Origin of the sequence: Chryseotalea sanaruensis (genome assembly GCF_003990915.1) — a bacterium.
Taxonomy (GTDB): domain Bacteria; phylum Bacteroidota; class Bacteroidia; order Cytophagales; family Cyclobacteriaceae; genus Chryseotalea; species Chryseotalea sanaruensis.
In genome coordinates this window covers 359,246-385,384 of record NZ_BHXQ01000005.1, presented here as the reverse complement: position 1 = coordinate 385,384, position 26,139 = coordinate 359,246, and the positions used below count along the sequence as shown (strand labels likewise).

Annotated in this window: 24 protein-coding genes; 11 read left to right on the top strand and 13 right to left on the bottom strand. The window is 39.4% G+C overall.

All coding sequences use genetic code 11. The annotated features are described in order from the left end of the window. Positions 1-63: 63 nt before the first annotated feature. The 4 genes from SanaruYs_RS14915 to SanaruYs_RS14900 all read right to left on the bottom strand — a co-directional run bounded on the left by SanaruYs_RS14915 (position 64) and on the right by SanaruYs_RS14900 (position 4,364). Positions 64-1,335 carry a sensor histidine kinase gene (locus SanaruYs_RS14915; protein ID WP_127123387.1) on the bottom strand — a complete coding sequence of 424 codons (1,272 nt, stop codon included), beginning with the start codon at positions 1,333-1,335 and terminating at the stop codon, positions 64-66. Further along, positions 1,332-2,006, bottom strand: coding sequence for a response regulator transcription factor (locus SanaruYs_RS14910; RefSeq protein WP_127123386.1), 675 nt, complete (start codon positions 2,004-2,006; stop codon positions 1,332-1,334). The genes SanaruYs_RS14915 and SanaruYs_RS14910 overlap by 4 nt, the downstream gene beginning before the upstream one ends. Before the next feature lie 25 nt (positions 2,007-2,031). Further along, positions 2,032-3,897: an LTA synthase family protein gene (locus tag SanaruYs_RS14905; protein ID WP_246011916.1), complete on the bottom strand. Its 1,866-nt coding sequence runs from the start codon at positions 3,895-3,897 to the stop codon at positions 2,032-2,034. Positions 3,898-4,004: 107 nt separating this feature from the next. Beyond that, a complete protein-coding gene (locus SanaruYs_RS14900) occupies positions 4,005-4,364 on the bottom strand; it encodes a hypothetical protein (RefSeq protein WP_127123384.1) in 360 nt (119 codons plus the stop codon). Positions 4,365-4,505: 141 nt separating this feature from the next. On the opposite strand from SanaruYs_RS14900, the gene SanaruYs_RS14895 reads away from it, so the two are divergent. After that, a complete protein-coding gene (locus SanaruYs_RS14895; protein ID WP_127123383.1) occupies positions 4,506-8,282 on the top strand; it encodes a type IIG restriction enzyme/methyltransferase in 3,777 nt (1,258 codons plus the stop codon). Between the two features lie 20 nt (positions 8,283-8,302). Next, positions 8,303-9,337 (top strand): virulence RhuM family protein, encoded by a 1,035-nt coding sequence (locus tag SanaruYs_RS14890; RefSeq protein WP_127123382.1) that lies wholly within the window; start codon positions 8,303-8,305, stop codon positions 9,335-9,337. 774 nt (positions 9,338-10,111) lie between these two features. On the opposite strand, the gene SanaruYs_RS14885 is transcribed toward SanaruYs_RS14890, so the two are convergent. The 3 genes from SanaruYs_RS14885 to SanaruYs_RS14875 all read right to left on the bottom strand — a co-directional run bounded on the left by SanaruYs_RS14885 (position 10,112) and on the right by SanaruYs_RS14875 (position 12,192). After that, positions 10,112-10,999 (bottom strand): radical SAM/SPASM domain-containing protein, encoded by an 888-nt coding sequence (locus tag SanaruYs_RS14885; protein ID WP_127123381.1) that lies wholly within the window; start codon positions 10,997-10,999, stop codon positions 10,112-10,114. Between the two features lie 109 nt (positions 11,000-11,108). Beyond that, positions 11,109-11,555, bottom strand: coding sequence for an SRPBCC domain-containing protein (locus SanaruYs_RS14880; RefSeq protein ID WP_127123380.1), 447 nt, complete (start codon positions 11,553-11,555; stop codon positions 11,109-11,111). A 61-nt stretch (positions 11,556-11,616) separates the two neighbouring features. After that, positions 11,617-12,192 (bottom strand): Crp/Fnr family transcriptional regulator, encoded by a 576-nt coding sequence (locus SanaruYs_RS14875; RefSeq protein ID WP_127123379.1) that lies wholly within the window; start codon positions 12,190-12,192, stop codon positions 11,617-11,619. Positions 12,193-12,411: 219 nt separating this feature from the next. Here SanaruYs_RS14875 and SanaruYs_RS14870 point away from each other — a divergent pair, with 219 nt between their 5' ends. Further along, positions 12,412-12,609 carry a hypothetical protein gene (locus SanaruYs_RS14870; protein ID WP_127123378.1) on the top strand — a complete coding sequence of 66 codons (198 nt, stop codon included), beginning with the start codon at positions 12,412-12,414 and terminating at the stop codon, positions 12,607-12,609. Between the two features lie 251 nt (positions 12,610-12,860). On the opposite strand, the gene SanaruYs_RS14865 is transcribed toward SanaruYs_RS14870, so the two are convergent. After that, complete coding sequence (locus SanaruYs_RS14865) at positions 12,861-13,853, bottom strand: SMP-30/gluconolactonase/LRE family protein (protein WP_127123377.1); 993 nt, start codon at positions 13,851-13,853, stop codon at positions 12,861-12,863. Between the two features lie 470 nt (positions 13,854-14,323). Here SanaruYs_RS14865 and SanaruYs_RS14860 point away from each other — a divergent pair, with 470 nt between their 5' ends. After that, the gene (locus SanaruYs_RS14860; protein ID WP_127123376.1) at positions 14,324-16,747 is read left to right on the top strand and encodes an ABC transporter permease; all 2,424 of its coding nucleotides are present in this window, start codon (positions 14,324-14,326) and stop codon (positions 16,745-16,747) included. A 355-nt stretch (positions 16,748-17,102) separates the two neighbouring features. Here SanaruYs_RS14860 and greB read toward each other — a convergent pair whose 3' ends face one another. Together greB and SanaruYs_RS14850 are read right to left on the bottom strand one after the other, a co-directional pair. Beyond that, positions 17,103-17,582, bottom strand: a complete 480-nt coding sequence (gene greB, locus SanaruYs_RS14855) for a transcription elongation factor GreB (protein WP_127123375.1) — start codon at positions 17,580-17,582, stop codon at positions 17,103-17,105. A gap of 98 nt (positions 17,583-17,680) precedes the next feature. Further along, positions 17,681-18,022, bottom strand: a complete 342-nt coding sequence (locus SanaruYs_RS14850; RefSeq protein WP_127123374.1) for a HopJ type III effector protein — start codon at positions 18,020-18,022, stop codon at positions 17,681-17,683. A 355-nt stretch (positions 18,023-18,377) separates the two neighbouring features. Between SanaruYs_RS14850 and SanaruYs_RS14845 the strand changes: the two genes are divergently transcribed. Both SanaruYs_RS14845 and SanaruYs_RS14840 read left to right on the top strand, forming a co-directional pair. After that, positions 18,378-19,940 (top strand): sodium bicarbonate transporter family protein, encoded by a 1,563-nt coding sequence (locus SanaruYs_RS14845; protein WP_127123373.1) that lies wholly within the window; start codon positions 18,378-18,380, stop codon positions 19,938-19,940. Between the two features lie 109 nt (positions 19,941-20,049). Continuing rightward, on the top strand, positions 20,050-20,262 hold the full coding sequence (locus SanaruYs_RS14840; protein ID WP_127123372.1) for an RNA-binding S4 domain-containing protein: 213 nt from the start codon (positions 20,050-20,052) through the stop codon (positions 20,260-20,262). Positions 20,263-20,402: 140 nt separating this feature from the next. Here the strand turns inward: SanaruYs_RS14840 and SanaruYs_RS14835 are convergent, their stop codons facing one another. The 3 genes from SanaruYs_RS14835 to SanaruYs_RS14825 form a co-directional block, all read right to left on the bottom strand. Continuing rightward, positions 20,403-20,750 (bottom strand): nuclear transport factor 2 family protein, encoded by a 348-nt coding sequence (locus tag SanaruYs_RS14835; RefSeq protein WP_127123371.1) that lies wholly within the window; start codon positions 20,748-20,750, stop codon positions 20,403-20,405. 191 nt (positions 20,751-20,941) lie between these two features. Then, positions 20,942-21,379 carry a VOC family protein gene (locus tag SanaruYs_RS14830; RefSeq protein WP_127123370.1) on the bottom strand — a complete coding sequence of 146 codons (438 nt, stop codon included), beginning with the start codon at positions 21,377-21,379 and terminating at the stop codon, positions 20,942-20,944. 42 nt (positions 21,380-21,421) lie between these two features. Next, the gene (locus SanaruYs_RS14825) at positions 21,422-21,775 is read right to left on the bottom strand and encodes a YciI family protein (protein ID WP_127123369.1); all 354 of its coding nucleotides are present in this window, start codon (positions 21,773-21,775) and stop codon (positions 21,422-21,424) included. A gap of 855 nt (positions 21,776-22,630) precedes the next feature. Here SanaruYs_RS14825 and SanaruYs_RS14820 point away from each other — a divergent pair. The 5 genes from SanaruYs_RS14820 to SanaruYs_RS14800 all read left to right on the top strand — a co-directional run bounded on the left by SanaruYs_RS14820 (position 22,631) and on the right by SanaruYs_RS14800 (position 26,138). Next, positions 22,631-23,203, top strand: a complete 573-nt coding sequence (locus SanaruYs_RS14820; protein ID WP_127123368.1) for a transposase — start codon at positions 22,631-22,633, stop codon at positions 23,201-23,203. A gap of 264 nt (positions 23,204-23,467) precedes the next feature. Beyond that, complete coding sequence (locus SanaruYs_RS14815) at positions 23,468-23,797, top strand: ArsR/SmtB family transcription factor (RefSeq protein WP_127123367.1); 330 nt, start codon at positions 23,468-23,470, stop codon at positions 23,795-23,797. A 67-nt stretch (positions 23,798-23,864) separates the two neighbouring features. Next, positions 23,865-24,506 (top strand): low molecular weight phosphatase family protein, encoded by a 642-nt coding sequence (locus SanaruYs_RS14810; RefSeq protein WP_127123366.1) that lies wholly within the window; start codon positions 23,865-23,867, stop codon positions 24,504-24,506. A gap of 10 nt (positions 24,507-24,516) precedes the next feature. Then, positions 24,517-25,566 (top strand): ACR3 family arsenite efflux transporter, encoded by a 1,050-nt coding sequence (gene arsB / locus SanaruYs_RS14805; RefSeq protein ID WP_127123365.1) that lies wholly within the window; start codon positions 24,517-24,519, stop codon positions 25,564-25,566. A gap of 335 nt (positions 25,567-25,901) precedes the next feature. After that, positions 25,902-26,138: a thioredoxin family protein gene (locus SanaruYs_RS14800; RefSeq protein WP_127123364.1), complete on the top strand. Its 237-nt coding sequence runs from the start codon at positions 25,902-25,904 to the stop codon at positions 26,136-26,138. The last annotated feature ends 1 nt before the right edge of the window (position 26,139 follow it).

Genomic DNA, 26,139 nt, shown 5'->3' with positions numbered 1-26,139 from the left:
TCGTATACCTCAAAATTCTTTACTAATTCTGGATGAAAATTGGATTTTGTGATTAGTGGAAGATTAAAAAGTCACAGAAAAAGAATGAACCCCATCCTGAAAATTGTAGGCGATTTTGTACCGGCATGTATCGCATACTTTTTTTACTATTGCCAAGCCAAGACCTGAACTGTTCTCGCCATTGCCTTCTTTACTAAACCGTTTGAACATTTTTTCCACGCTCATTTTTAACGGGTTACCAGTGTTGGTAACTGTAAGAACTTTATCAGTAACGTTAACGTTGACTTTTCCGTTAGCATTCGTGTGGCGAATGGCGTTATGAAAGAGATTTGTCAACAGTACCTCCAGTAATGTTGAGTTGGCTTTTATTGACAATGGGCTAATAGATGCCTGAATAGATATATCGTCAATATCTGCCATTGGCTTCAAATTCGACAACAGCTTGTTTGCCAATGCTGACAAATCTATTTCTTCGATTTCATTGAATTGATCATTATCAATTTTACTTAGCAAGAGTAAATTCTTGTTGAGTCTTGCCATTCGCTGTGCTGTTTCCTCCAGGTCAAGTATGGTAACTGCCCCTGCTTCTGTAAGCCCAGGTATTTGCATAAGATTATCCAGCTTAGATTGAAAAATAGATAACGGAGTTTGCAACTCATGCGAGGCATTTTCAATAAATTCCTTCTGTTCCAAATACAATTTGCGGTTTCGATCTGTTAAGTGACTTACTGTCTTATTAAGATCATCAAACTCGATGATATTTGTCTTCTCCGGCTGAATCGATTCACTTTTATCCAACTCATAAGCCTTCAATTGATTAAGGGTATTGTAAAATGGCTTCCATAATTTTCGGGATAAGGAGCGATTTAATAAGAGTAGTCCTGCTGCAAGAAGTACAATGAGTATCACTTGAACGATTCCAAGTGCCATCACAAGTTCATCATTATCTACCAACGACATTTTAATCGTGAGCAGGTAAGGCTTATCCTTTATAATTATAACAGAAGATAATGTTCGAAAAGGATGGAATTCTTGTTCTATACTATCATACATGGATACCGTCTCATACATCTGTCCGGCAGATATTATTTCGGATGGGATAAGTGTAATGTTATAAGAAAGCTGATCCCAGATTCTTAAATCCATTTCCAGATCTTCTAGGTACTCATAACTTTTAATATGCTTGATAAACTGATTTGTATGCAGCGCCAGTGATTCATCCACCTCTTCATTGATAATTTGACGTATAGAGAAAATTGAAATAGGGATACTGATCAGAACAAGTATTAAGGAATAAAGGAGCAAACTGCGTAAACTAACTTGTAATAATCTCATGCTGTAAATTTATAACCTAGCCCATATATAGTCTTAATATAATCCTCACACCCTGATTCCGTTAATTTTTTCTTCAAGTTCTTTATATGCGAATAGATAAAATCAAATTTATCCATCAGTTCGGCATCATCACCGGAGAGGTGTTCAGCAATCGCATTTTTTGACACAACTCGATTTTTGTTAGCGATCAGGAATATCAATAAGTCATATTCCTTTCGGGTTAATTCAATTCCCTTACCACTCACGGACACTGTTTTGCCAAGTAGGTCAACTTCAATTTCATGAAATGATATTTTGTTATTTCCATCAAATCGTTTCCTTCTAATAACTGCTGATATGCGCGCACTAAGTTCAGGCAGGTAAAATGGCTTAGGCAGGTAATCATCAGCGCCCAGGTTTAGACCGGCTATGCGATCATCAAAAGAACCTTTTGCTGTTATCATAATTACACCATCAGCCTTATGATTTTCTCTTAGCTTTTCCAATATCTTCAAACCGTTTCCATCCGGTAACGATATATCCAACAAAATGCAGTCATAATCGAAAAGGAGGATTTTCTCATTGGCCTCACTGGCAGTATAAGCGACCTCGCACACATAGCTTTCCTGACGCAGGAACTGCGCCATGCTTTTAACCAGTTGTTTCTCGTCTTCGATTATAAGAATTTTCATATTAAAGGTCAGAAGATAACCAAAACTAGTTCATCAGTCCATGAGCAAATGAATAACTGGCAGTTTGGTACCAGGCAATGGCTTCATTAATCGTATTTTGGTCTGGTTTTGCCTTGACCTGTTCTTTGCCATAAACAGCAAAGGACTCAACTTTTAGCTGAGGAGACAAAACAATTAATTTATCACCCTTTATATATCCAAGACTTTGGTATGTGCTGATAAAAGCGCGTTCGCGCCCAGATTCTAGTTTAAACATATCATATCCATAAAATTTACTGGTGTACGAGAAATTTAAAAGCCCCAACATGGTTGGCCCAATGTCAATTTGACTCATCAGCCTTTCCATTCTTCCTGGAGCAATATGAGAGGGAGCGTAAATAAGCATTGGAATGTGATACTTGTTCACCGGCAATTCCGTTTTACCCGCACTGGATGCGCAATGGTCAGCCACAATCACAAAAAGCGTATTGTTGAACCAGGGTTTTTTGGACGATTCCTTAATGAATTTATCAATCGAATAATCGGTGTATTTAACAGCACCTTGCCTGTTTGTATGTGACGGTATATCAATCCTTCCTTCTGGATAGGTGTAAGGCCTATGGTTAGAAGTAGTCATAATGTGTGCAAAGACAGGTTTTTCAGCCGAACTCTTATCCATTTCCCTTGTGGCTAATTCAAAGAGATTCTCATCAGCTACTCCCCAAACATTTTCGTAATCAATGTCCTCATCGGCAATGGCAGACCTGTCCACAACGCTATACCCGTTGTTGCCAAAAAAGTAGCTCATGTTATCGAAATAACCATATCCACCATAGATGTATTTGCTTTCATAACCTTTTTCATTAAACACTTTTCCAAGGGAGAATAACTCTTCATTATGAGGCCGCCTAACAATGGACTGACCTGGTGTAGGGGGCACACACAGCGATAAGGCTTCCAGTCCGCGGACAGTGCGAGTGCCAGTAGCATACAAATTAGTAAATAGTAAACTCCGTTGTGCCAGAGAGTCAAGAAATGGAGTAATGCCTTGCTGGTTGCCAAAGGAAGCCATGAAATCGGCACTGAAGCTCTCGACACTTATCAACACTACATTTAGTTTCTTTTCCTCGCCAACATTAGAAATTTTCCTGTTGATGCCTTCTGTATTTGAGTCAACAAATTCAGCATCTGAAGTTTTTAGTAATTGATGCACTAAAGCAAATGCTTCTTTACTATCAATACGTTTATAGAATTGATCATAATCCAATTCATTATTTCTATAGGCAGCAAATAATTCATAAAGTCCGTTGCCTGCCAGTTCATTCACATACGCATTATCGCTAAAGCGATGTTGTTTATTTGTAACGAAAAAGAAAATCATAGCTACTAAAACGGTATACAGTCCAACAAACTTCGTTCGTTGCCAGAATAGTGTTTGATCAATGTTACTTCCTTTGATTTTATTTTTTAGTGAGTAGACAAACAGCAATGAGATAACACTAATTGCCAGCACAATCCATCCGATAGGATACGATTGCTGAATGTTACCGATAACCTCTGTTGTATAGACCAGATAGTCTACCGCTATAAAATTGAAACGGGTGTTGAACTCATCCCAAAAGAAATATTCAGAAACTGCATTAAAGAGTAAAAGAAAAGTGAGTACTGAAAATAATCCATAGAGTACAAAACGGTGCCAGGCTTTACCATAAATCCGAATCGGTACAAGCCATAAATACAGCACGATGGGTATGCAAACGTAGGCAGCATTAACCAAGTCGTAGAAAAATCCGATTAAAAAAAGACCCGCTAGATTTAGAAAAGAGAAATCAACTGAAGATGAGGATTTTATAAGTAGAGATATCCTGGTAAGGAAGGAAATGCCAACAACCATTTCAGTAATGAGAACCAAAAGGCCAGATCTCTGTGAAGCTATTTTTGAAATATATTGATTAACCATACCGCGAATGAACACAGTGATTCTGGAGAGATTCTGTAGCCAATGGAATGGTAAGTCCGTTAGTTCTCTTTTTCTGTGGTTGCCTCTACATGTAAAATATGCAAAAGCCTGTGAACAATAGGTGCAAAAAATACTGCTGTAATGCTTAAAAACGCCACCCCGCTATATAAGGCATAAAACGATGAAAAGAGTTTTGCCTGTTCAGTTGTCATTTCCACCACAGGCCCCATTCCGGTTAAAATCATACAAGCCATATGAAAACCATCGAGCCACACCAGGTTAGCAAAATGGTGATAGCCTAAGGTGCCAATACCTACCGATATTGAAATGAGTAAGAAAGCAAATAAGCCAAATCGTGCTTGTCGGAGTAAAAACTGGGGTAAAGGTGCTACTTTTTGTTTCCGATGTTCTAGTTTCATTGGCTTGAATTATTTTTATAAGGTAATGTTTTCTGAATTGAATATTCTACACAACAATATTAGAATGGTGGTAGACACAATGAGGGTTAAAAAGCACTTAAAAACCGTCAAATTTTCATATTTTGCTTCATTTAGCACGTAATGAAGTTAATCCAGCAGCAAACCATACAGGAGTCACTCTCGGTCTCCTACCAGATCGAAAAGATTGGAGAAACCGAATTTGATCTTTTTAAGAAAAACCTGGTTGAGTACCTCTCCAAAATCAATCCCGCTGAACATGAGGAAAATGCGAAATACCCTGTAAGAGACTTTTTAAGAGATACCTTCTTTAAGGATAAAAATGAGATTAATACAAAAGGGAGGATTGATTTTGCGATCTATGAGGGCGACCAACCTGTAGTCATTATTGAAACCAAAAGGGCGTCTGCAAAGACTGACCCCGACATGGTGCGAGCAGGCAACCTTAATGCCAAGGCCATGTACCAATTGGTGCTATACTTCCTTGAAGAACGGATTCAACATAACAACATCAACATTAAATACCTCGTGGCAACCAATATGCACGAGTGGTTCGTTTTTGATGCTACCATTTTTGAAAAACTATTTTTCAAAAATAAAACGTTAATAAAGGATTATTCCGAGTGGAGAGCGAAGGCTAAAGTAAGCAGTGATCGCGATCTTTTTTATAAGCAAATAGCCAAGCCTTTAGTGGCTGAATTAGAGCCTCAGTTAGCATACACCTATTTTGACTTACGAGATGCTGAAAAACTAATTAAGAAAAATACAAAGGAAGCCGATAATAAACTCGCCCTCTACTTCAAGGTTTTTTCACCAAGACATCTATTAAAAGAAATAGCCCGCAACGACAGTAACCAACTAAACAAAGAATTTTATATTGAGTTGCTGCACATTATTGGGTTAGAGGAGATAAAAGATGGCGGAAAGAAACGGATTGACCGAAAAAAGAAAGATGTAGACGAAGGCTCTCTGCTAGAAAATACGATTAATATTTTGCAGACCCGAAGTAAGCTACAGAATATTGACAACCTCCATCAATATGGTGAAAAAGGAGAAGACCAGTTATTTAGTGTAGCACTGGAGCTTTGCATTACTTGGCTTAACAGAATCTTGTTTTTAAAACTACTCGAAGGTCAACTTATAACCTTTCACCGCAATGACCCATCTTATGCCTTTTTAAATACGGGCAAGATTGCAGACTTTGATGAGCTGGACGAACTCTTTTTTGAAGTACTGGCCGTGCCCCAGTCAAAGCGCTCTGCTTCTGTTGTAAAGAAATTTGGTAACATCCCCTACCTCAATAGCTCATTATTCGAGGCAAGCACTCTGGAAAACTCATCCCTGCGAATTGCGGATTTAAAAGACCGCTTAGATTTAACTGTTTATTCAAGCACGGTACTGAAAGACAATTCAGATAAACGCTTCAAGGGTAAGAAAAACACCCTACACTATCTATTCGAATTTTTGAATGCCTACGACTTTGCCAGCGAAGACACAGAAAACATAGTAGTGAAAACCAAAAAGGATGTGATTAACGCATCTGTATTGGGTTTGATTTTCGAGAAAATCAATGGCTATAAAGACGGCTCTTTTTTCACGCCAGGCTTCATTACGGAATACATGTGTCGCGAAAGTTTGCGAAGGTCTGTCGCAGAAAAATTTAAAGTTCACGAACCAAGTATAGAATCGTTTGATGATGTCAAATCGTACGTTCACAAGTTTTACAAAAAAGAAGACCTTAAGAAATTTAATCAAACAGTTAATAGCATAAAGGTTTGCGATCCGGCAGTGGGTTCCGGTCACTTTCTGGTTTCTGCGCTCAACGAACTACTCGCTATAAAAAGTGAATTGGGAATTTTAATTGATGCCGAAGGGCAGCCGCTGGAATACCTGGTAAAGATTGAAAACGATACCCTCATTGTTACCCACCGTAGCACTAATGAACCATTCAATTATTTGCTTGATAAAGATGGTACACCACCCATTGCACTGCAAAAGGTACAACAGGCACTCTTCCACGAAAAGCAAAAGCTTATTGAAGGTTGTTTGTTTGGAGTAGATATTAACCCAAAGAGCGTAATGATTTGCCGATTACGCTTGTGGATTGAATTATTGAAACATGCCTATTACCTAACGGATGGAAAAACTAAAAAGGGTGATTCACTTGAATTACAAACCCTGCCTAACATTGATATTAACATTAAAGCCGGAAACTCCCTTGTAAGCCGGTTTGATATAAAGGCAGATTTAGGAAAAGCCTTGCGCAGCATTAAATACAACATCAATCAGTATCGCGGATTTGTAAACGATTATAAGAATGCTAATGATAAAGAAACTAAACACGGTTTATTAAAAATAATCGATCAGATTAAATCACAGTTTCGAACAGAGATTGCAAAATACACCGATCCACGTGTACTACGGCTTCAAAAATTAAGCGAGGAACTTTACCTCAAATACCAGGGCACTCAGTTATTTGACGGTAAGCTAAGTGAAGAGCAAAAAAAGAAAAGGCAGAAATTAGTTGATGAACATGATAAGCTCGCTACTGAACTAGAAGAAGCAAAAAACAGTAAGATTTACCAAAATGCTTTTGAGTGGCGATTTGAATTTCCGGAGGTACTAGATGATAAGGGTGAGTATATTGGTTTTGATGTAGTGATCGGAAACCCTCCCTATATTAGGCAAGAGTCTATAAAAGAAATTAAACCTTACCTAAAAAATAATTATGAAGTATTCACAGGTACAGCGGATCTTTTAATTTATTTCTTTGAACTAGGCTTGAAGCTTCTCAGAAATCAGTCTAGCCTGAGCATGATTGTTTCTAATAAATTCATGAAGGCTGATTATGGCCATAATTTAAGGTCATTGCTAACGAAACATCAAATGGATGAGATAATTGATTTTGGCGAATTACCAGTGTTTGATGAAGCTTCTACATTTCCGGTTATTTTAAATGTTACTAAAAATGGTGACAAGCCAGGTCTTACTTTCGCACAGGTAAAGAGCTTAGATTTTGTTAATCTAAATGACATTATAGAATCTATTGGGTCAAAGCTTAAAAAGAAATCATTACAAAAAGACTGGATACTTGCCGAGGAAAGTAATGTAGCCTTGATCGAAAAATTGAAAACAGAGGGAATAAGTTTATCTGATTATTTGACTGAAACTAAAATTGTATATGGGCTGAAGACAGGTTATAACGATGCCTTCTTCATAGATGAGGAAACTAAATCTAAATTGATTACTGAGGATAAAAACTCAGAAAAAGTAATTGTACCCCTTGCTGTTGGTGATGACATTAGAAGGTATAATATAGACTATTCGAAAAGATACTTAATCCTGACCAAAATAGGGGTTGATATTAAATCCTATCCAGCAATTAAGAATCATTTAGATAGGTTTAAATCAAGACTGGAAGCTCGCTCTGATAAAGGGAAGTACTGGTGGGAGCTTAGGGCTTGTGATTATTATGAAAGCTTTTTGTCTGCCAAGATTGTATACCCGATTATTGCTAAGGAGGCAAGATTTGCATTTTCTGCTGACGAAATGTATTTCAATGATAAAACATTCTTTATTCCAACTAAGGACTTTTTTCTTCTAGGGTATTTAAATTCAAAGCTCGCTTGGTACTATTTAAAAAAGATTTGTTCTGTGCTTGGTGACCCTGAAAAGGGAGGCCGCTTGGAATTAAGAACTATCTATATGGAAACTCTTCCGGTCCCGAAAGTGAAACCTCAACAAGCTAAGGAAATCGCTCAAAGAGTTGAGAAAATATTAGCACTTAAAAAGAAAGATCAGACAGCAGATATTAGTGTTTTGGAAGATGAGATAGATCAAATCATTTACAATCTATACAACCTTACACCAGACGAGGTGAAGATTATTGAAGGAAAATAATTGGGATTGAAGAATTTAATATGGAAGAGAAAGACAATCCACAACATAGCGACATCATTTTTTACAACACCCCCACCGGTGATGTAAAAATAGAAGTGGTATTTAATGATGAAACCTTTTGGCTTACCCAAAAGCGGATGGCGGAATTGTTTGGTGTGGAAAGCCATACCATTACCTATCACCTAAAAGAGATCTATAAAACAGGCGAACTAGAGGAAACGGCAACTGCTCGAAAAATTCGAGTAGTTCAAAAAGAGGGAAACAGAGACGTAAGCCGCAATTTAGATTTTTATAATCTTGATGCCATCATAGCCGTGGGCTATCGAGTAAATAGCTTTGAAGCCACCCAGTTCCGTATTTGGGCAACTAAAACCCTTCGGGAGTTTATAATCAAAGGCTTTGTGCTGGACGATGAAAGGCTTAAACAGGGCAAGCGTTTTGGCAAAGATTACTTTGATGAACTCCTTGAACGTATCCGAGAGATACGAGCCAGCGAGAGGCGTTTTTACCTCAAAATAACCGACATCTACGAACAGTGTAGTATCGACTATAGCAAGGATGCTGAGATTACCCAAACGTTCTTTAAAACCGTTCAGAACAAGCTACATTTTGCCATATCTGGCAAAACTGCTGCACAGATTATTGCAGAGAGAGCCAGTGCCAATAAACCCAACATGGGTTTGCAAACCTGGAAAAATGCACCCTCAGGCAAAGTGTTAAAAGGCGACATAGGCATTGCTAAAAATTACCTGATCGAAAAAGAGATTAAAGAACTAGAAAGAGTTGTTACCATGTATCTTGATTTTGCCGAACTACAGGCTTCGCGACAAATACCCATGAAGATGGCCGATTGGGTTACACGGTTGGATGCGTTCCTTCAATTCAACGAATATCAGATTTTAAAAGATGCAGGAAAGGTGAGCCATGAGGTGGCCGTGAAATTGGCGGAGAAAGAATACAATAAATTCAGAGTGATACAAGACCGCAATTTCGAAAGTGATTTCGATAAAGAGGTGAAAAAATTGACGGGTAAACCCACAAAGAAAAAAGAGTAATAACCATACAATTAATTAGGGTGATAAATGTAAAAGTAGATTTCAGGCTATTTTGCCTTGTTAAATTGTTTACAATCTCCAGCACAAATTCGCACTTGCTCCCGTATCATAGATTTAAAAGTAGCCAATCCGACTCATTAAAATTTCCAGAATATAGGTACTCACACTACCTAAATTCAGTCGTTTTTAAAGTAACTGTCTGTTCCACACGGGAAATTCATTCAAGTGTAGAGCTGTAGCCGGCCTACGAAAAACTGTATGGATTTTCTCTGGCCAGACAAGGTTATATTAGCATTAAAACGCCCTATCACAAATCCATCAATTGTGCTTAGAATTGAGTAAATCTTGGATGGATCATTTAGATACTTATTGGAAATCATTTCCCAAAAGCCAAGTATATCGATTAAACATATCTAATCTTTTCCTAAGTCATGAATTCATTAAGAATGGTGGCAAATCCAGTGGCAATTTAGTGGCAAAAGAGGAAATAGCATCAAAAAATAAGGCAAATTGGAGGCAATGTAGGGAGGAAACCTTAGGAAGAAGTGGCAACAAAATTCAAGGTTTAGCTCAGGGTTGAGGAAACCAGAAGCAATCCCAGGCAAAAGATTTTAACTCCAGCGGGATCACAAAAACCTGAGTAGCAATACTCAGGTTTTTTTATTTATACACTTTTATATGTAAGTGGAATTTAGCAGGGATGAGAACGAAATCCAAAAACGCTGATTCAAACCAGAAATCTCAATTCACTTTAAAAAGTCAACGCCAGCGATTCTACCTTACAAGGTTAGCCTCATTCTTTCCTGACTTATCAAACCGTGTAATAAATGAGCAATGCTGACAAAATTCTTCCACCAGCACACCATTTAAAAAGCCATTCCTCATCTTCACAAATCTTTCACTGGCTAGTATCTCTTGCAGCGATTGCTCTTTAACATTCCCTAACTTGATAACACCACTTTTATCCAAACAACACGGCACAACAGTACCATCGGCATGAATGCCAATATGATTGACTGCACCATGGCAGCGACCGCGTGTACCCTGATGTGGCAATGAAAAAGAAGGCCATTCAAAACGGGAATCAAAATGCAGGTAAAGTTTGTTCCAGATTCTTTTTGATTTGATCGCACCGGTCTCCACATTTCGATTGATCTCTAAATTGAAGTACTCTTCTATTTTTAAAAAGACATCTTCATTATCTGAGTCGTTACTTTCCTGATTCCACAACCTGAAATTGATGAAGAGTTCGGGGCGCAGGGCGTGGGCTGCTGTGGTAAATTCAAATATGGGCAAGAGATAAGGGTCGAGATCCCTCTCTGGAAAATTATCTTTAAAAGCTTGGAGCGAGAAATTAACTTGTCTTATGCAAGGTGCATTCAGGATGCGCTCATGGTGTCGTTTGATGAGTATACCGTTAGTGGTCAGGTCGATTTGTGTATTGTATCGCTCGCAAACATCTAGTATTTCTGAAAACCTGGGGTGGGCAAGTGGCTCGCCCAGTAAATGCAAACAGACAATTTCAGCCAGTGGCGCTACCTCCTTCAGGACTGCCTCAAATTCAAACACGTCCATTAACTTCTTGTCCTTATCTACTACCGGACAAAAAGAACACTGCACATTGCAAACGTTGGATATTTCAAGATAGATTCTTTTGAACATGTTTTGTTTAACCGGAATATGCAATGTGATAGTCCATTTTATCACACAGCCCACAAATGTAGTAGTCTTAATGGTAAGTTCATCACCAAGCTTATAGCCAGGGTTGCTATTAATGATCCGTTTTCTCTGCTTCGCTTTTGATGGCCTGATTCATTTTCACAAAATTCAGTCGGGTGTCATTACCGATTTTTTTAAAAATGAATGAAGAGAGTATACCTGAAAAGTTTTCGCCATGAATGAGCTTCACCTGATTGTCAGCTATTTTTTGAATCTTGAAATAGTGATGACCATCAAACAATCCACGGAAGAAGAGATTACCAATCCAATCGAAATAGAACGGAGCTTCTACGCGCTGAACCACTGGTGCAAAGGACATAGTACCACTGCTGGTGCGCATTACATTTTTAAGTCGTGCCCCGGGCTTAATCTCTCCTGCTGATTTAATCATGAACGGATTCCATCTTGCATAGTCAGCCAGGTCGGTCAGCACTGCCCAAACCTTTTCGGCCGGAGCGTTGATAATAATTTCAGTTGATATCGTGTTTTTCGTTTTCATACCCTAGCAAACGAGGCATGACAAAAAATGATGCTTAACAAAAGATAATAAAACGGACGCGTTATGTACCATGCATGCGTTTGCGTATCCTGCTCAGAGAAACCGGAGTAATGCCCAGGTAAGAGGCTATAATGTTTTGGGGTACACGCTGAAGCAAATCCTTATGTTGCTGCTCAAAGCGCTTGTACCTTTCTTCCGGACTTTCTAAAAGAAAAGATGACAGTACTTGCTGAGTGTTGATGAATCGTTGCTCTGCTATTTTGCGGATAAGTACATTCACTTTTGGCAGTGTTTGATAGAGTTCCTCCAGTTTATCATAGGTAATCACCAGCAAATCACATTCCTCAAGACTTTCGAGCGTCTGAATGCCCGGTGCTCTGCGTAGGAAGCTATCGTAGCTGCTGGCGAATAAGTTTTCACTAAAAATAAAGCCGGTAATTTCTTCAGCACCTTTGGTGTAGTACAGCCGGATAAGGCCCTTATTTATAAAGTAAAGTTCTGAGGATATTTCTCCTTTGCTCACAAGCTTAAACTTTTTTGGAATCTGCCTGAAGGTAAAGGCATTTTCAAAAAGCACTCGCTCACTTGAATTAAAATCTACAAATTGACTTACAAGTTGATGCAGGCCGCTAAACATATTATTCGTTTACACACTAAAATTAAAAAAGAAATGACTTCAGCACAGATGTTATTGGTATTTTGATTGATTAACCTGCTCATATCAGTACCTTAAAGTAGCCTACTGCTAATTTATGGCTTGTGTAATGGACAAACCATAAGCATCCTGTCAATACAAAATTATGTTTACTTTCGCACTGACGTTGAGCCTTGTTCGCCAACACATAAATACAAATCCATGACCGAAAGAGAACTTAGAAAACTGGAAGCCACCATTAGGGGTAAAATGGAAGAAATAAAAGCACAGCGTGTCTCTTTGAAAGATTCCGGCATTGGTGGACTCATGAATTCGCTGAAGAAAGTAGATGAAGCTCTTTACGAAAAAATACTGCCAGAGTATAAAAAGATGGCTGCGAGTGCTAATATGTTTAAGTAGAGTCTATTGAATAAGTTGGTTTAGTTGCGAGCCACTATTTTTGAGCCTCGGGATAAAAGTGTTAAAGTGTTAAGGTGTGAAAGTGTTAGAGTGCTAAAGTGTTAGCGTGTTAAGGTGGCTGCCTGGAAAGGTTTGTTAAGTTTGTCCATCCCTTGTTACGCGGAGCATAAAACAGAGCACGATTTTCTCTCCATAATCAGTTTTCTTTCATAGACGTTGCTTATACAAGGCTATTCGGTAAGGTGATATTGCTAAGGCTGTAGTTTCCTGCGCTTGATCAGCACCTCTTGCAAACTGTCGAGAGAGCGTACTCTTTTACGGGTGTAATCGACACCTGATCTGATTTGCGAGTTAGCGATATAATAGTACCATCCGTTTTCTCCGATTTCTCCTGTGGTAGAACTGTTCAAATTATGTTCATCAATAAGCTTTTGATCTATAATTGAATCCAACGCATGATTCAGGTAAAATCGTCTGATCAGAGAACCCTGGTGAGCAATCAGGCTATTATTAAAGAAGGCTAAGCCATCAATCGCTTGAGGCTGCGTGGTGAATTCACTTTGCAGTATGCTATAGTGTTTTGTGGCTACATCAATTTTAAGTAAGCCCTCTGTGCCTGACACGAAAAGCGTTTTGTTATCTTGAGATAGCGTTATCCCATTTAGAAACGTAAATCCATCAGGCTTCAAGAACTCTTCAATTTCCTGAACCCCGTACTTAAGCATGAAAATTTTATTGGTGATGGACTCAGTGATGTACACATCACCGTTTTCGGCAACGGTGAGATCATTAAAGCCGAAGTCCTCTTTAACAGTGGCATTGACCTGATAAATTCCAGTTAATTTTTTACTTGTTATATCATAGCAATAAAGTCTCGACTGCCAACGATCATCTAAAATTGCCGGGGCTGTGGGAATTGATTTTCCTTTTGTACTGATCACCCACAGCTTATTTCTTTTACCATCAACCTCCATCCCAAACGTACTCCACAGATCATCGGCAGCCGATTCAATAAAATCATAATACTGCCCGTTTTGTTCGATGGCCACAATTTTTCTTTTATACATGCTGCTGATGAAAAGTCGCTTGCTTCCGGGGTCATAGGCTGTACCTTCCGGAATCAAATCTCGTTCTGTTAGTAAAGCCAGCGTATCGGATGAATTCGATTTCATTTTTTTATCCTCGGAAAACGAACAGCCTAAACAAAGCACCAGCAGTAAGGAAGTATGAAATTTGTATGACATGATTCGGTTAATTAGAATTTACCATTCTTTTTTGAGGATAATGTATTGCTACGTTCAGCATAATCACCGCTAATTTCTAAATTCTAACGGTGACATTCTCTGTGTATAAACAGAAAGACCATAAACGTCTACAGAAAGTGTAAAACCGTTAACCAGGAATAAAGCCATGCTTCACGCCATCATCTTCCAATTCATCTTCCGGGCACCTTTCTTACAAAACACAATACAAATTACCCATAGGCCCGGGTTATTTTACTTGACATAGGTAAACAAGAAGATGCGCTTCACGATACTGCTCAGCTATTATCTGCCCCGCTTGTATAAATAAGTCAATAATTAAGCAGACAAGTGCCAACACCGGTGAAAATTTCACGTATAAACCCTGTGCTAATCGTAAGCATTTTCTGAATAGAGGCGCGTATGCATTAGCTTTGAAGCAAATCTTTTAATTTAATAACGCTTAAGCGCCTATGTTAAAAAATCTGTTAAGCATCACGCTGCGATCCTTCGCGAAAAGAAAATTCTACACCGTACTCAACATTCTTGGTCTTGCTTCCAGCATTGCCTTTTCCTTTTTGTTGAAGTTCTATACTGACGATCAGCGTTCGTACGACAAGCATTATGCTAACGCTGAGCGCATCTATCGGGTGAATGCAGATTTTAACATGAACGGCAAGCGTGATATTTACAGCAATGCTCCACGTCCCATTGGACCAACATTAAAGTCCGATTTCCCTGAGGTAGAAGCCACGGCACGCCTTCGCGGCATGAATGGCCTGACTACCCACAATGGTATTTTAGAGCTCGGTGAAAAACGGGTGAAGACAACGGAGTTCTTCATTGCTGACTCAACCATATTCCAAGTCTTTCAACGTGATTTTATCCAGGGCGATCCCAACAAAGCGCTTGTTGAACCCAATTCTATTGTGATCACCGAATCGCTCGCCACAAAACTTTTTGAATCGGAAGAAGCCTATGGCAAATCGGTATTGTTGGCAGGCTTTAGTCCTCGCTTAGTCACCATTCGGGGAATCATTAAAGATGATGACCGCAACAGCCATATCCCCATGGATGCCTTTATTTCATGGTCAACTTTTCCCTACGCGCGAGAAATGACGCAATGGTATGGGGCACACACTTATACTTATATTCTTCTCAATCAGAGCAACAACATTGAAGGTCTCCGCAGCAAAATCCCGTCCTTCGTTGAGAAGCACATGAAAAAAACGTTTGATGAAGCTAACGGAACAGCGGACCTGAATTTTCAACCACTCACCTCCATACATTTAACTAAAGAGTACGTTTGGGAGCCTTACCCACATGGCAGTCAGACCAACGTAGCGGCATTGGATATTGTCATTATCTTCCTGATCATCTTTGCCTGTATCAACTATGTAAACCTCGCCACTGCCCGCGCCTCTGAGCGTGCTGCGGAAGTCGGGGTTCGAAAAATTCTCGGATCACCAAGACGATTCCTGATCCTCCAGTTTTTAACGGAATCAATTTTGCTTTCCTTGTTCTCTGGTGTAATCGCCTTGTTGCTGTGTATTGGTTTGCTTCCTTATTTTAATGTGCTTACCGACCTTCACCTTGATGCAACAACATTCCTGAATGGTGGCACCACTGCTTTCATATTAATTTTATCACTTTCCATCGGCCTTGTTTCAGGTATCTATCCAGCCTTTTACCTGTCATCACTAGAATCATTAAAAGTATTAAAAGGCAAGTTCACCAACAGCGCGAAGGGTGAGGCGCTGCGGAAGCTGCTGGTTACCAGTCAGTATTTTATTGCAGCCATGTTAATTACCAGTATCCTGTTTGTGGCACAACAAACTCAGTACATCAAAAACAAGGATATTGGTTTTGACAAAAGCAATATTATAACAGTGGCTGTGCCTGCCGATACTATTGTGTCAAGACACATCAATGCCTATGTTGAAGAATTAAAGAAACAATCCTACGTAAAAGGCGCTACTGTATCTTTTTATACGCTGGATGAAGAAGCAAATCAGTTTACACCTACGCTGGAGAATGAAGACGGAAGCACCTTCCAGATGGGCGCAGACCTTATTGCTGTTGATGCTGACTTTATGAATGCCATCGGCATCGAGATTGTAGCGGGACGCAACTTTTCAAATACTTCAAAGGCTGATGAACTCGGTGCCATCCTCATCAATGAAACAGCCGTGAAAAAATTTAACTGGGGCAAAAACCCCTTGGCCGGAAAGTATGTGGGCGGCACTGACGATGCAGGCAATCCAGTGAAGCTTGAGGTGGTGGGTGTTGTAAAAGATTTCAGTCTGGGGGCTTCTTATAAGGAGATCAATCCGCTGATCATCTTCCTGAATAACCAGGGTGGCCGGACACTTTATGCACGTGTTGATAGTAACAACCTGCGCGCTTCTATTGAAGGCATGGAGTCGATTTGGAAAACACAATTTGCCGGCTTCGAATTTGAGTATAACTTCCTGGACGAATCGCTGGGCAAATTATACCGTAAGGAAGAAAAGTTTTTATCTCTGTTAACCGCTTTCTCCTTTATCATTGTTTTCATTGCCTCGTTGGGTATTATCGGACTAATCTCTTACACCACCGAACTCAAGAAGAAAGAGATCGCCATTCGCAAAGTACTGGGCTCGCCAACTGATTCCATCATCGTACTGCTTTCTAAAAAGTTTGTGTCGCTCTTGCTGATTGCGAACCTGGCAGCCATACCTGCTTCCTATTACCTGATCAGCATGTGGCTCGAAAGTTTTTCCAGCCGCATCACTTTGTCTGTCTGGCCATTCCTGATTTCCTTTGCTATGTGTGCCCTCTTCACGCTCTTGTCGCTCTTGTACCACACCATCAAAGCTACTTCAGCCAACCCTGTAGATTCGCTGAGCTACGACTAAGCCATGACTCTTGATGAAAGGTGGCTATTTGAATTGCCGCCTTTCATTTTTTTATGAGGAGACAACAGAGAGAAGACAATTGTTTCCAGGTTGATGATCAGTAGCAGAAGAATTAAAAGAGTAGAAACCATCTCAAAAATAAAAAGACTCGTCATGCGAGTCCTGTGGATAGGCTTTGTGCCGGGTTGGGCACAGCAATCTTACTGGTAAATGTCCGTCAATAGATTGCCTCTTCTCTCCAGCACACATTCAACACCACTCGTTCTCGTTTGCAAGTAGGATGTTTGAGAAATGCCTTGCTAAGGCTAACAACCAGTGATTTTTACTATTACTGAAATCTGTCCTTTGTCAATGCTCACTCCGTTTTCTGGTACTCAATCTTAGCAATGCGCCACACAAACTCACCTGCGCCTGTTTTCACGATTGCTTCCTCTCCTACTGTTTTATTTAACAAGGCCATGGCCATTGGTGAGTCTACAGAAATATAATCTTTAGTGTTGATGATTTCCTCACCTCCTACTATACGGAAACGTATTTGTTTGCCTTTATCATTTGCAATCTCCACCCAGGCTCCAAACATTACTTTGCCTTCCTGAAAAGAACTATAATGCACCACTTTCAAATCATCAATACACTTGCGCAGATAACGTATGCGTCCGTCAATTTCCCTCAGCCGTTTTTTGTTGTAGTGGTAGTCTGCATTTTCAGATCTATCGCCAAGGCTTGCAGCCCACGATACCTTTTGCGTGGTTTCAGGTCGTTCAACGCGCCACAGATGATCGAGTTCTGCTTTTACTTTCTCCAACCCTTCGGGCGTAATCAACATTGTTTTCATACTTGTTTCTTTAGGCAACATCCTTTCGGAGGCGATGTCAGTAAATGAGAAATCGTTTTTAACACAAAACGTTATCCGTTCTTATGTTCATTGGCTTATTATTTGGCAACGAGTGCTTTTCCTTCAAAAACAATTCCTTCCCAGCCGTGAATCATAAATTGCCTGATATTCTGGTGGTCGCTACCATCAGGCGTTTTTATTACCGCCTGATAATGTTCTGCAAATAAAGCGAGTGTATTTTCTTTGTCAAGCGTATTTAGCTGTGCGAATGTAAACACTTTAGCACTTCCCTGATTTTGTGTGGCTTCATTGTACGCTGATCCATTTTTAAAAGCGGTTGGTATGTGTTGGTAATGTGCTTCTATAAATGCAATAACTTCTTTAAAAGCAATTGATTCATCTTTTACTTGCTTCAACAACGCTGCTACTTGCTCTTTCATAAAGACAATTTTAGCAAAAGTAGTTAACTCGTAGCAAAGTTTGGTAGTGTGGCTGGGGATTGGGTGTTCGTTGCTGGTTGATGGTTGCTCGTGATGCTGGTCATTTCTTTCCTGGCATCGTCTCCGAAGGAACGATGCACAATCAATCTTTCAATTTTCTAATCGTATCGTTCCTTTGGAGACGAGACCTGACAAGAGATCTACTCCATTCATTTTATTAGCTAGTGCCTCAAATCAGGCATGGTTGTGGATAATGGCTAATGGGTCTAAGAATTAATGATTAAGTTCGCAGTACTATTGAGCAGTATGGCATTTCTTATCCTTATAAACCTTTCACATACTAAATAAATAAACCATGAGTGAAACTAAATCAGAGAATGAGGGTCTTCAATGGACAGGCAGGCTATTTGGGGGCATCAGCGATGACATAAAAAGAAGAGCACCCCATTATCTCTCTGATTTTAAAGACGGCTTACACGCTAAAGTAGCAGGCACCACCTTGTTTCTGTTTTTTGCAGCACTTGCCAATGCCATTGCCTTTGGTGCACTCTCGGGATTACTCACAGGAAATGAAATCGGCATTATTGAAATGCTGGTTGTTACTGCAGTGGGGGGCATACTATTCGCCCTCTTTGCCGGACAACCCCTCACCATTTTAGGAGGCACAGGTCCCATCGTCATCTTTACCGGTATGCTCTATACCGTTTGTGCGCAACTTGAAATTTCCTTTCTGGCCACTTACGCCTGGGTGGGTATATGGTCTGGTGTTATTCTATTGATCTGTGCCGTAACTGATGCCAGCGCATTGATGAATTATTTCAATCGGTTTACAGATGAAATTTTTGCAGCCTTAATATCCGTAATCTTTATTGTGGAAGCGGGTAAAGACATGACCAAGTCTTTTACATCGAACGGAGAATCGGGAGGATTAACAACAGGATTACTTACGGTATTGCTGGCAGGCGGAACATTTTTAATTGCACGTAATCTCAAACGCATTACTGTCTCTCCCTTTCTGCGACTTGGCGCGCGAACTTTCTTAAGTGATTTTGGTCCTGCCATCGCCATCGTTCTCATGACGATGCTTGCCTTACAATTTCCGGATGTGAAGCTCAGCACGCCTTCCGTACCCGATGCACTTGAACCCACTTCAGGAAGAAGTTGGCTGGTAGATATATTCAACATTCCAACATGGGCCATTTTTGCTGCTATCATTCCTGCCTTGTTGGCAAGTATCCTTCTTTTTCTCGATCAAAATATTACCACACGACTTGTCAATAGCAAAGAGTTTAAGTTAAAAAAGGGTAGCGGCTATCACCTCGATTTAGCCATTGTTGGTATAATCGTATTGGTGGGTAGTTTCTTTGCACTGCCCTGGATAGTGGCCGCCACGGTTCACTCTTTAAACCACGTGAAGAGTTTGGCAGATACCAACGTGGTGGCTACTGAAAAAGGTGAGAATAAAGAAGTGATCACTGCTGTGCGCGAAAACCGTGTATCGGGTTTGCTCATTCACTTGCTCATCGGAGCTTCTGTGTTTTTTCTTGCGCTGGTCTCCAACATTCCTATGGCAGTACTATTTGGTCTGTTCCTGTACATGGGTTTCACCTCGCTGGGTGGCAATCAGTTTGCAGAACGACTCATGCTGTGGGTAACTGATCCTACTTTGTATCCGGATACGCATTATATAAAAAGCGTTCCGCGAAGTACCATTCACAAATTCACCTTAATTCAGTTGGCTTGCTTTGTAGTGCTCTGGGTGCTGAAGGCTTCAAAGTTGGGCATATTATTTCCATTGATGATCGCGGCACTAGTACCCATACAGATGTTAATGAGTAAACTCTTTGATCGCAAACATGTAGAAATATTGACGGCCGAAGACGAGGAAGAGGCAGCGAACACGCATCAATTTGATTAATTTTAAAATGGGGAATGTAATGCCTTGTTCAACGTGCTTTATGCGATTGGAACCAAGGCATAGCCAGTTGAATGGACATTTTATAGAGCACATTTAGTATCAAAAAATAATGGAGAATTTTACACTAAAGGAAGGCGAGGAGTATATTGAACTTAAAAATTTGATTAAACTACTCGGTTGGGTTGACTCAGGCAGTGAGGCTCACGCGCTTATCGATAACCAGGAGATTAAAGTGAACGGAGCAATTGAAACACAACGAAGAAAAAAAATAAGAAGAGGAGATGTGGTGGTTTTTGGTAATAATAAAGCGGAGGTAAAGTAGTAGAGAAATTTCTCTGGCCTTTGTTGTATTAGTGATACTTGGTTAGACCAAATACGGGCACGATATGATTAAGCAGTACGACACGGTTGAGCTTACAATAGCGTCTGTTTCATTTTCTGTATGCTCCATTCTTTATTAGATTACTTTGATTGAATGCAATAAGAAGTAATTTTTTGAATTTGACTCTGATCATTAAACTCATATATATCACAAGCCGAAACGAAAGAAATACGTTTGTTATCTCTTAAAAATTCTGCCGTTCCATTAATGACAACATAGTTCCCATCAGCAATAATGTTTAATGTTTTAAAGTCAGTTGTTACAGATTTGAAGTAGTTGCCAACCCGCTCACAATTGTCAATAATTGTTTGTTTACCTATAAAATTTTCTTCTTCGATAACAGTCCATTCTGCGCTCTCCGAAATGAACCTGTAAGTCTTTTCAAATTCTCCGGTTGAGAATGCTTTTGCTATTTCTGTCTTTGTCATTATGTTGATAGTATATTATCTGAACAGTATTCCCACAATGCCCGTCAACGGTTGGTGGTTTATTGATGCGCAGATTTTCAGTATTAAAGTTTAATAGAATGCCGAATGTTGAACCTTGCACAAGTGTTCTATACAAGTACTTCAGCCTTATATTGCCAAACCAATGTTAGCGGCTCGTTGTTTTTCCAGATTCAAATTTGTCCTTTATAATTTGGGTCGTAATCTACCATCCATTCAATGCCGTATTTGTCTCTAAACATTCCAAAATAGGTACCCCAAGGACTGTCAGTAATAGGCATTTCAATTTGCCCACCTGCTGAAAGTCCACTAAAAAGTTTGTCGGCTTCTTCTTTGCTTTCTGCACTAATTACAATTTTACTTCTGTTCTCATTTTCATTTGTTGGTCCGAGTATTTCAGGCACATCATTAGCCATTAAGATGCTTTTACCAATTGGTAAGGCAATGTGCATTATTTTATTTGCTTCACTTTCTTTCACTGTAAATTCATCACTAGCCAAGTCTTTGAAACGAATAATTTTTGCGAACTCTCCGCCAAATACTGATTTGTAAAAGGTAAAAGCTTCTTCGGCATTGCCGTTGAAGTTAACGTGTGGATTAATTTGTGCCATAATTTTGCGGTTTTTAATTCTTGTTTGCTTGTCGTTCGTTGTTTATTGACCCGGTGTTGATGTTTGCCGTATTTCAACACTTGTGTTTTGTCCGTTTAAGATTGGGCATTTTTTGGCAATCTTTGTCGCTTCGTCAAGATTTTCAGCCAAAACAATGATGTATCCCGCAATGGAATTATTGTCGGCAATGTGGGGTGTTTCAACAACTTCATTGTTTGGTTTTAACACTCGTCCTTGTTTGGAAAAATGATTTCCACCGTCTGCAAGTTGGTCGTTGTCTGTAATTTCATTTATCCATTCCATCCATTGTTGCATATATATTTCCATTTGCTTTTGAGAAGGCTGTGCTTCCTTATTTGTCAAGTCCATTCGGAATAGCAATACAAATTCTTTCATTGTAATATCAATTGATGTTGTTTGGATTGTGATCGTCTTTTTGAATGTCTGCTAACTACCAGCTATATACAATCTATGTATTTTCCTCATAAAAACTGCCAATAGAAGGCCCTAAAGTCAAATAAAATAATCAATTATCTCTTCTTTACAATTTCCTATCATCGTCTCCGAAGGGACGATGCGTAAGCAATAGATTTCAACAGGTTTACTTACCGTATCGTCCCCTGCGGGAGACGATACTTGACAAGGGTGCTGCTTTGCTGGCATCATGAATTAAGAGAAAAACAAACGATAAAATCCAGACCTTTCCCGCATCATCTCCGAAGGGACGATAAGCAGGCAATAGATTTCAATAGTTTTTCTAATCGTATCGCCCCCTAGCGGGAGACGATACTTGACAAGGGTGCTGCTTTGCTGGCATCATGAATTAAGAGAAAAACAAACGATAAAATCCAGACCTTTCCCGCATCGCCTTCGAAGGGACGATGCGCACGCAAAAGACTTCAACAGGTTTCTTAATCATATCGTCACCTGCGGGAGACGATACTTGAAAAGGGGGCAGCTTTTCTGGCTTCATGAATTAAAAGCAAAACAAACGATAAAACCCAGACCTTTCCAGCATCGTCTCCGAAGGGACGATGTGCACGCAATAGATTTCAATAGTTTTTCTAATCGTATCGCCCCCTAGCGGGAGACGATACTTGAAAAGGGATAGTTGTTAAGCTGCTTTTATTGAGTCACAACTGTACCTTATAAAGACTTTGTTAAATGGATGTCTCTAAATAGCTTTTGAGCTTATCGTTTTTTATAAAGAAGTTAAGCTAAATAGCTTCGCTTTAAAAAATACTCAATACAATGTCAGTTAAGCTAACACAAACCGAAACCGACCTAACCTACTTCTGCTCTTTTACATGCCTCAATTGGATTTCATTGTTTGAAATAACTAATACATATGATGAAGTCTACAAATGGTTTAATCTTCTAACAAAGAAAAGTCACCAGATTCTTGGTTTCGTTATTATGCCAAATCATCTTCACCTTTTAATACACATCGCGCATTCTGATGAATCTATTAATACTATCCTTGCTAATGGCAAACGATTTCTTGCCTACGAAATAGTTAAGCGTTTAAAGAAACAGAAAAAAGACAACATCTTAAAAATATTAAGAACAAGCGTTACAGTGAATGAGATGGCAAGGCAAAAGAAGCATAGAGTATTTCAGCCATCCTCAGATATTAAAGCATGCTATTCCGAAGAATTTCTCATCCAAAAATTAGATTATATCCATTACAATCCAGTAAGAGGAAAATGGAAACTTATTGAGGACTATGCTCAGTATCGCCATTCAAGTGCTTCATTTTATTACTTCAATGTAGCACACCCTTACATTACTATTACCCATTATAAGGATGCTGGGGCACCGTAGAATTTCCCCCTCTTATCGACTCTCAAGGGATAATGCAAAAAATTATCCGCCAATTGTTCTCTTAATCGTATCGTCCCCTACGGGAGACGATACTTGACAAGGGTGTTATTTTTCTATCATCATCGATTAAAAAGAAAACAAACGATAAAATCCAGACCTTTCCCGCATCGTCTCATCAAGAATCGTTTCCTTCCCTAGCAGAAAACGATACCTGACATTCGTATTAAACTTGCAAAAATTATCCTTATATCGTAATATTGCGTTATGGGAATAACCAAGTCTGAATTATTCAAAAAGCGACAAAATAAAATGGCTACACTTGCCAAGGCTTTTGACCACCCGGCCAGGGTAGCTATACTCGAGCATTTACTGGCGCACCAAACCTGTATCTGCAACGATTTAGTAGATGTGCTGCCCTTGTCTCAATCTACGATAACGCAGCACTTAAAAGAACTAAAAAACATAGGCATTATTAAAGGAGAAATAGAAGGCCCGAAAGTGAACTACTGCATTGATGAAAAAGTGTGGGAAGAAGCCAAGGATATCTTCCTTAACATGTTTACACGCTACGTAAAACAGAACGATTGTTGCTGATATTTTTTTGCTTAATCATAACGTAATATTACGATAATACAATATAGAAAACTCAACGATCACTCTTATGCCGACAACTAACAAAGCACCACTGCTAGCCTCACTCACACCAACGGTAGAAAAACTTGCCAGCGAATTTGATTCAATTCCTGCTGAACGCAAGGACTTATTACAACAGCTGGTACAATTCGTTGAAAAGAAAATAAAGGCTGGTCAACCCGTACACTTAAATTTTATCTGCACACATAATTCACGTAGAAGTCATTTATCACAGATATGGGCACAGGCAGCTGCACATTATTATAAGGTGCCTAACGTATTTTGCTACTCGGGCGGAACAGAGGCAACTGCATTCAATCCCCGTGCCGTAAAAGCCATGCAAGAAGCTGGATTCGCTATTGCGATAACTAAAGAGGGAGAAAATCCAATGTATGAAGTTCGTTTTGCAGAAGGTATTGAACCTGTCATTGCTTTTTCAAAAAAGTACGATGATCCGTTTAACCACAATAAAGACTTCGCAGCAATTATGACTTGCTCACATGCTGACGAGAATTGCCCCTTGGTGTTAGGTGCATCAGGTAGAGTTGCTTTAACCTATAACGATCCAAAAGAATTTGATGGAACACCTTTGGAAGCAGCTAAGTATTCAGAAAGAGTGCATGAAATTGGAAGAGAAATTCTATTTGCCTTTTCACAGGTTAACGCTTAATATTTAGATAATGAGTAATCAAAAGAAACTCGGATTTTTAGACCGTTACCTTACGCTATGGATTTTCATCGCAATGGTGATTGGTGTTGCCTTGGGCAATTTCTTTGATGTGGAAATTTTTATGAATCACTTCCAGGTAGGCACAACCAATTTATTGATCGCTGCTGGTCTTATCATTATGATGTATCCGCCATTGGCTAAGGTGCGTTATGAACATTTGGGCAAAGTATTTAAGAATGTAAAAGTGATTAGTCTGTCCTTATTACTCAATTGGGTCATCGGGCCCATTCTCATGTTTGTTTTATCTATCATTTTCTTAAGTGATAAACCGGAATACATGATTGGTCTTATCCTGATTGGCATTGCACGTTGCATTGCGATGGTATTGGTTTGGAACGATCTGGCAAAGGGCGATAAAGAATATGCAGCCGGACTGGTCGCACTCAACAGTATTTTTCAAGTGTTATTTTACAGCTTGTTCGCCTGGTTATTCATTACAGTACTTCCTCCCTACTTCGGCATTGAAGGTACAATTGTAGATGTAAGCATGGGCGATGTAGCGGAGAGTGTATTCTTATATTTGGGTGTTCCTTTCATTGCAGGATTTTTAACACGATACTTTTTTAAGAAAGCAAAAGGTGAAGAATGGTATGTGCAACATGCAGTTCCGAAAATTAGTCCGCTTACATTAATTGCCTTGTTGTTTACCATAGTCATCATGTTCAGTTTTAAAGGCAAGATGATTGTAGATATTCCACTTGATGTAGTTAGGATAGCGATACCGTTAGTTATTTACTTCATCATCATGTTTGTGCTCAGCTTTGTATTGTCTAAAAAATTAGGTGCTAACTATGAAGAAATTGCATCCATATCGTTTACAGCAACGGGAAACAATTTTGAATTGGCCATTGCTGTGGCCGTTGGTGTATTTGGTATTAGTTCCGGTCAGGCTTTTGCCGGTGTTATCGGTCCACTCATTGAAGTGCCTGCGTTGATATTGCTTGTGAATCTTGCTTTCTGGTTCAAGAAGAAAATGTATGCAGCCAAAAGTTTTAGATAATTATAAGCATCCATTTGAAATGGTATCGGCTTCAAATCTTCACTTAATCATTTATCCAGTCTGGGTATAATTACAAAAGTAAGTCTTGTAGCGACAGAGGAAACCAAGGCTAATGCTATTCCTGGTCATTGGTTTGTTGGCTATGGTAACTGGACAGGTTTTGCTTCTGCAACTTTAATTGGTGTTGGCAGAAGTGCTAAACAAAGCGTAGAAGAAATCAAGGCTTTTATTGAGCAATCCTAAACGTGTTTACTATCAGGAGTTAGTGTGACTTTTGTCACTGCTTCAATAATGATTGTAGCGTAATATTACGATACAATTAAATCAAAACTATTATGGCAACTTCAATCAAGATATTAGGTCCTGGATGCGCCAAGTGTAAGACCACATTTGAAGTAGTAAAAAAAGCAGTTGAGCAAAGTGGTGTTCAAGCTGAGATAACCAAAATTGAAGATCTTGAGGGGATGATGAAATATAACATCCTGACTACCCCCGTAGTGGTAGTAAACGAACAGATTAAAATAAGCGGAAGAGTACCCAGCGTTGACGAAATTCTAAAACTATTGAACTAAC

What these genes read in the sequence shown, in the direction of transcription:
- SanaruYs_RS14915 (WP_127123387.1), bottom strand. Translation starts at nt 1,335, where the DNA reads ATGAGATTATTACAAGTTAGTTTACGCAGTTTGCTCCTTTATTCCTTA.
- SanaruYs_RS14910 (WP_127123386.1), bottom strand. Translation starts at nt 2,006, where the DNA reads ATGAAAATTCTTATAATCGAAGACGAGAAACAACTGGTTAAAAGCATG.
- SanaruYs_RS14900 (WP_127123384.1), bottom strand. Translation starts at nt 4,364, where the DNA reads ATGAAACTAGAACATCGGAAACAAAAAGTAGCACCTTTACCCCAGTTT.
- SanaruYs_RS14895 (WP_127123383.1), top strand. Translation starts at nt 4,506, where the DNA reads ATGAAGTTAATCCAGCAGCAAACCATACAGGAGTCACTCTCGGTCTCC.
- SanaruYs_RS14890 (WP_127123382.1), top strand. Translation starts at nt 8,303, where the DNA reads ATGGAAGAGAAAGACAATCCACAACATAGCGACATCATTTTTTACAAC.
- SanaruYs_RS14885 (WP_127123381.1), bottom strand. Translation starts at nt 10,999, where the DNA reads ATGTTCAAAAGAATCTATCTTGAAATATCCAACGTTTGCAATGTGCAG.
- SanaruYs_RS14880 (WP_127123380.1), bottom strand. Translation starts at nt 11,555, where the DNA reads ATGAAAACGAAAAACACGATATCAACTGAAATTATTATCAACGCTCCG.
- SanaruYs_RS14875 (WP_127123379.1), bottom strand. Translation starts at nt 12,192, where the DNA reads ATGTTTAGCGGCCTGCATCAACTTGTAAGTCAATTTGTAGATTTTAAT.
- SanaruYs_RS14870 (WP_127123378.1), top strand. Translation starts at nt 12,412, where the DNA reads ATGACCGAAAGAGAACTTAGAAAACTGGAAGCCACCATTAGGGGTAAA.
- SanaruYs_RS14865 (WP_127123377.1), bottom strand. Translation starts at nt 13,853, where the DNA reads ATGTCATACAAATTTCATACTTCCTTACTGCTGGTGCTTTGTTTAGGC.
- SanaruYs_RS14860 (WP_127123376.1), top strand. Translation starts at nt 14,324, where the DNA reads ATGTTAAAAAATCTGTTAAGCATCACGCTGCGATCCTTCGCGAAAAGA.
- greB (WP_127123375.1), bottom strand. Translation starts at nt 17,582, where the DNA reads ATGAAAACAATGTTGATTACGCCCGAAGGGTTGGAGAAAGTAAAAGCA.
- SanaruYs_RS14850 (WP_127123374.1), bottom strand. Translation starts at nt 18,022, where the DNA reads ATGAAAGAGCAAGTAGCAGCGTTGTTGAAGCAAGTAAAAGATGAATCA.
- SanaruYs_RS14845 (WP_127123373.1), top strand. Translation starts at nt 18,378, where the DNA reads ATGAGTGAAACTAAATCAGAGAATGAGGGTCTTCAATGGACAGGCAGG.
- SanaruYs_RS14840 (WP_127123372.1), top strand. Translation starts at nt 20,050, where the DNA reads ATGGAGAATTTTACACTAAAGGAAGGCGAGGAGTATATTGAACTTAAA.
- SanaruYs_RS14835 (WP_127123371.1), bottom strand. Translation starts at nt 20,750, where the DNA reads ATGACAAAGACAGAAATAGCAAAAGCATTCTCAACCGGAGAATTTGAA.
- SanaruYs_RS14830 (WP_127123370.1), bottom strand. Translation starts at nt 21,379, where the DNA reads ATGGCACAAATTAATCCACACGTTAACTTCAACGGCAATGCCGAAGAA.
- SanaruYs_RS14825 (WP_127123369.1), bottom strand. Translation starts at nt 21,775, where the DNA reads ATGAAAGAATTTGTATTGCTATTCCGAATGGACTTGACAAATAAGGAA.
- SanaruYs_RS14820 (WP_127123368.1), top strand. Translation starts at nt 22,631, where the DNA reads ATGTCAGTTAAGCTAACACAAACCGAAACCGACCTAACCTACTTCTGC.
- SanaruYs_RS14815 (WP_127123367.1), top strand. Translation starts at nt 23,468, where the DNA reads ATGGGAATAACCAAGTCTGAATTATTCAAAAAGCGACAAAATAAAATG.
- SanaruYs_RS14810 (WP_127123366.1), top strand. Translation starts at nt 23,865, where the DNA reads ATGCCGACAACTAACAAAGCACCACTGCTAGCCTCACTCACACCAACG.
- arsB (WP_127123365.1), top strand. Translation starts at nt 24,517, where the DNA reads ATGAGTAATCAAAAGAAACTCGGATTTTTAGACCGTTACCTTACGCTA.
- SanaruYs_RS14800 (WP_127123364.1), top strand. Translation starts at nt 25,902, where the DNA reads ATGGCAACTTCAATCAAGATATTAGGTCCTGGATGCGCCAAGTGTAAG.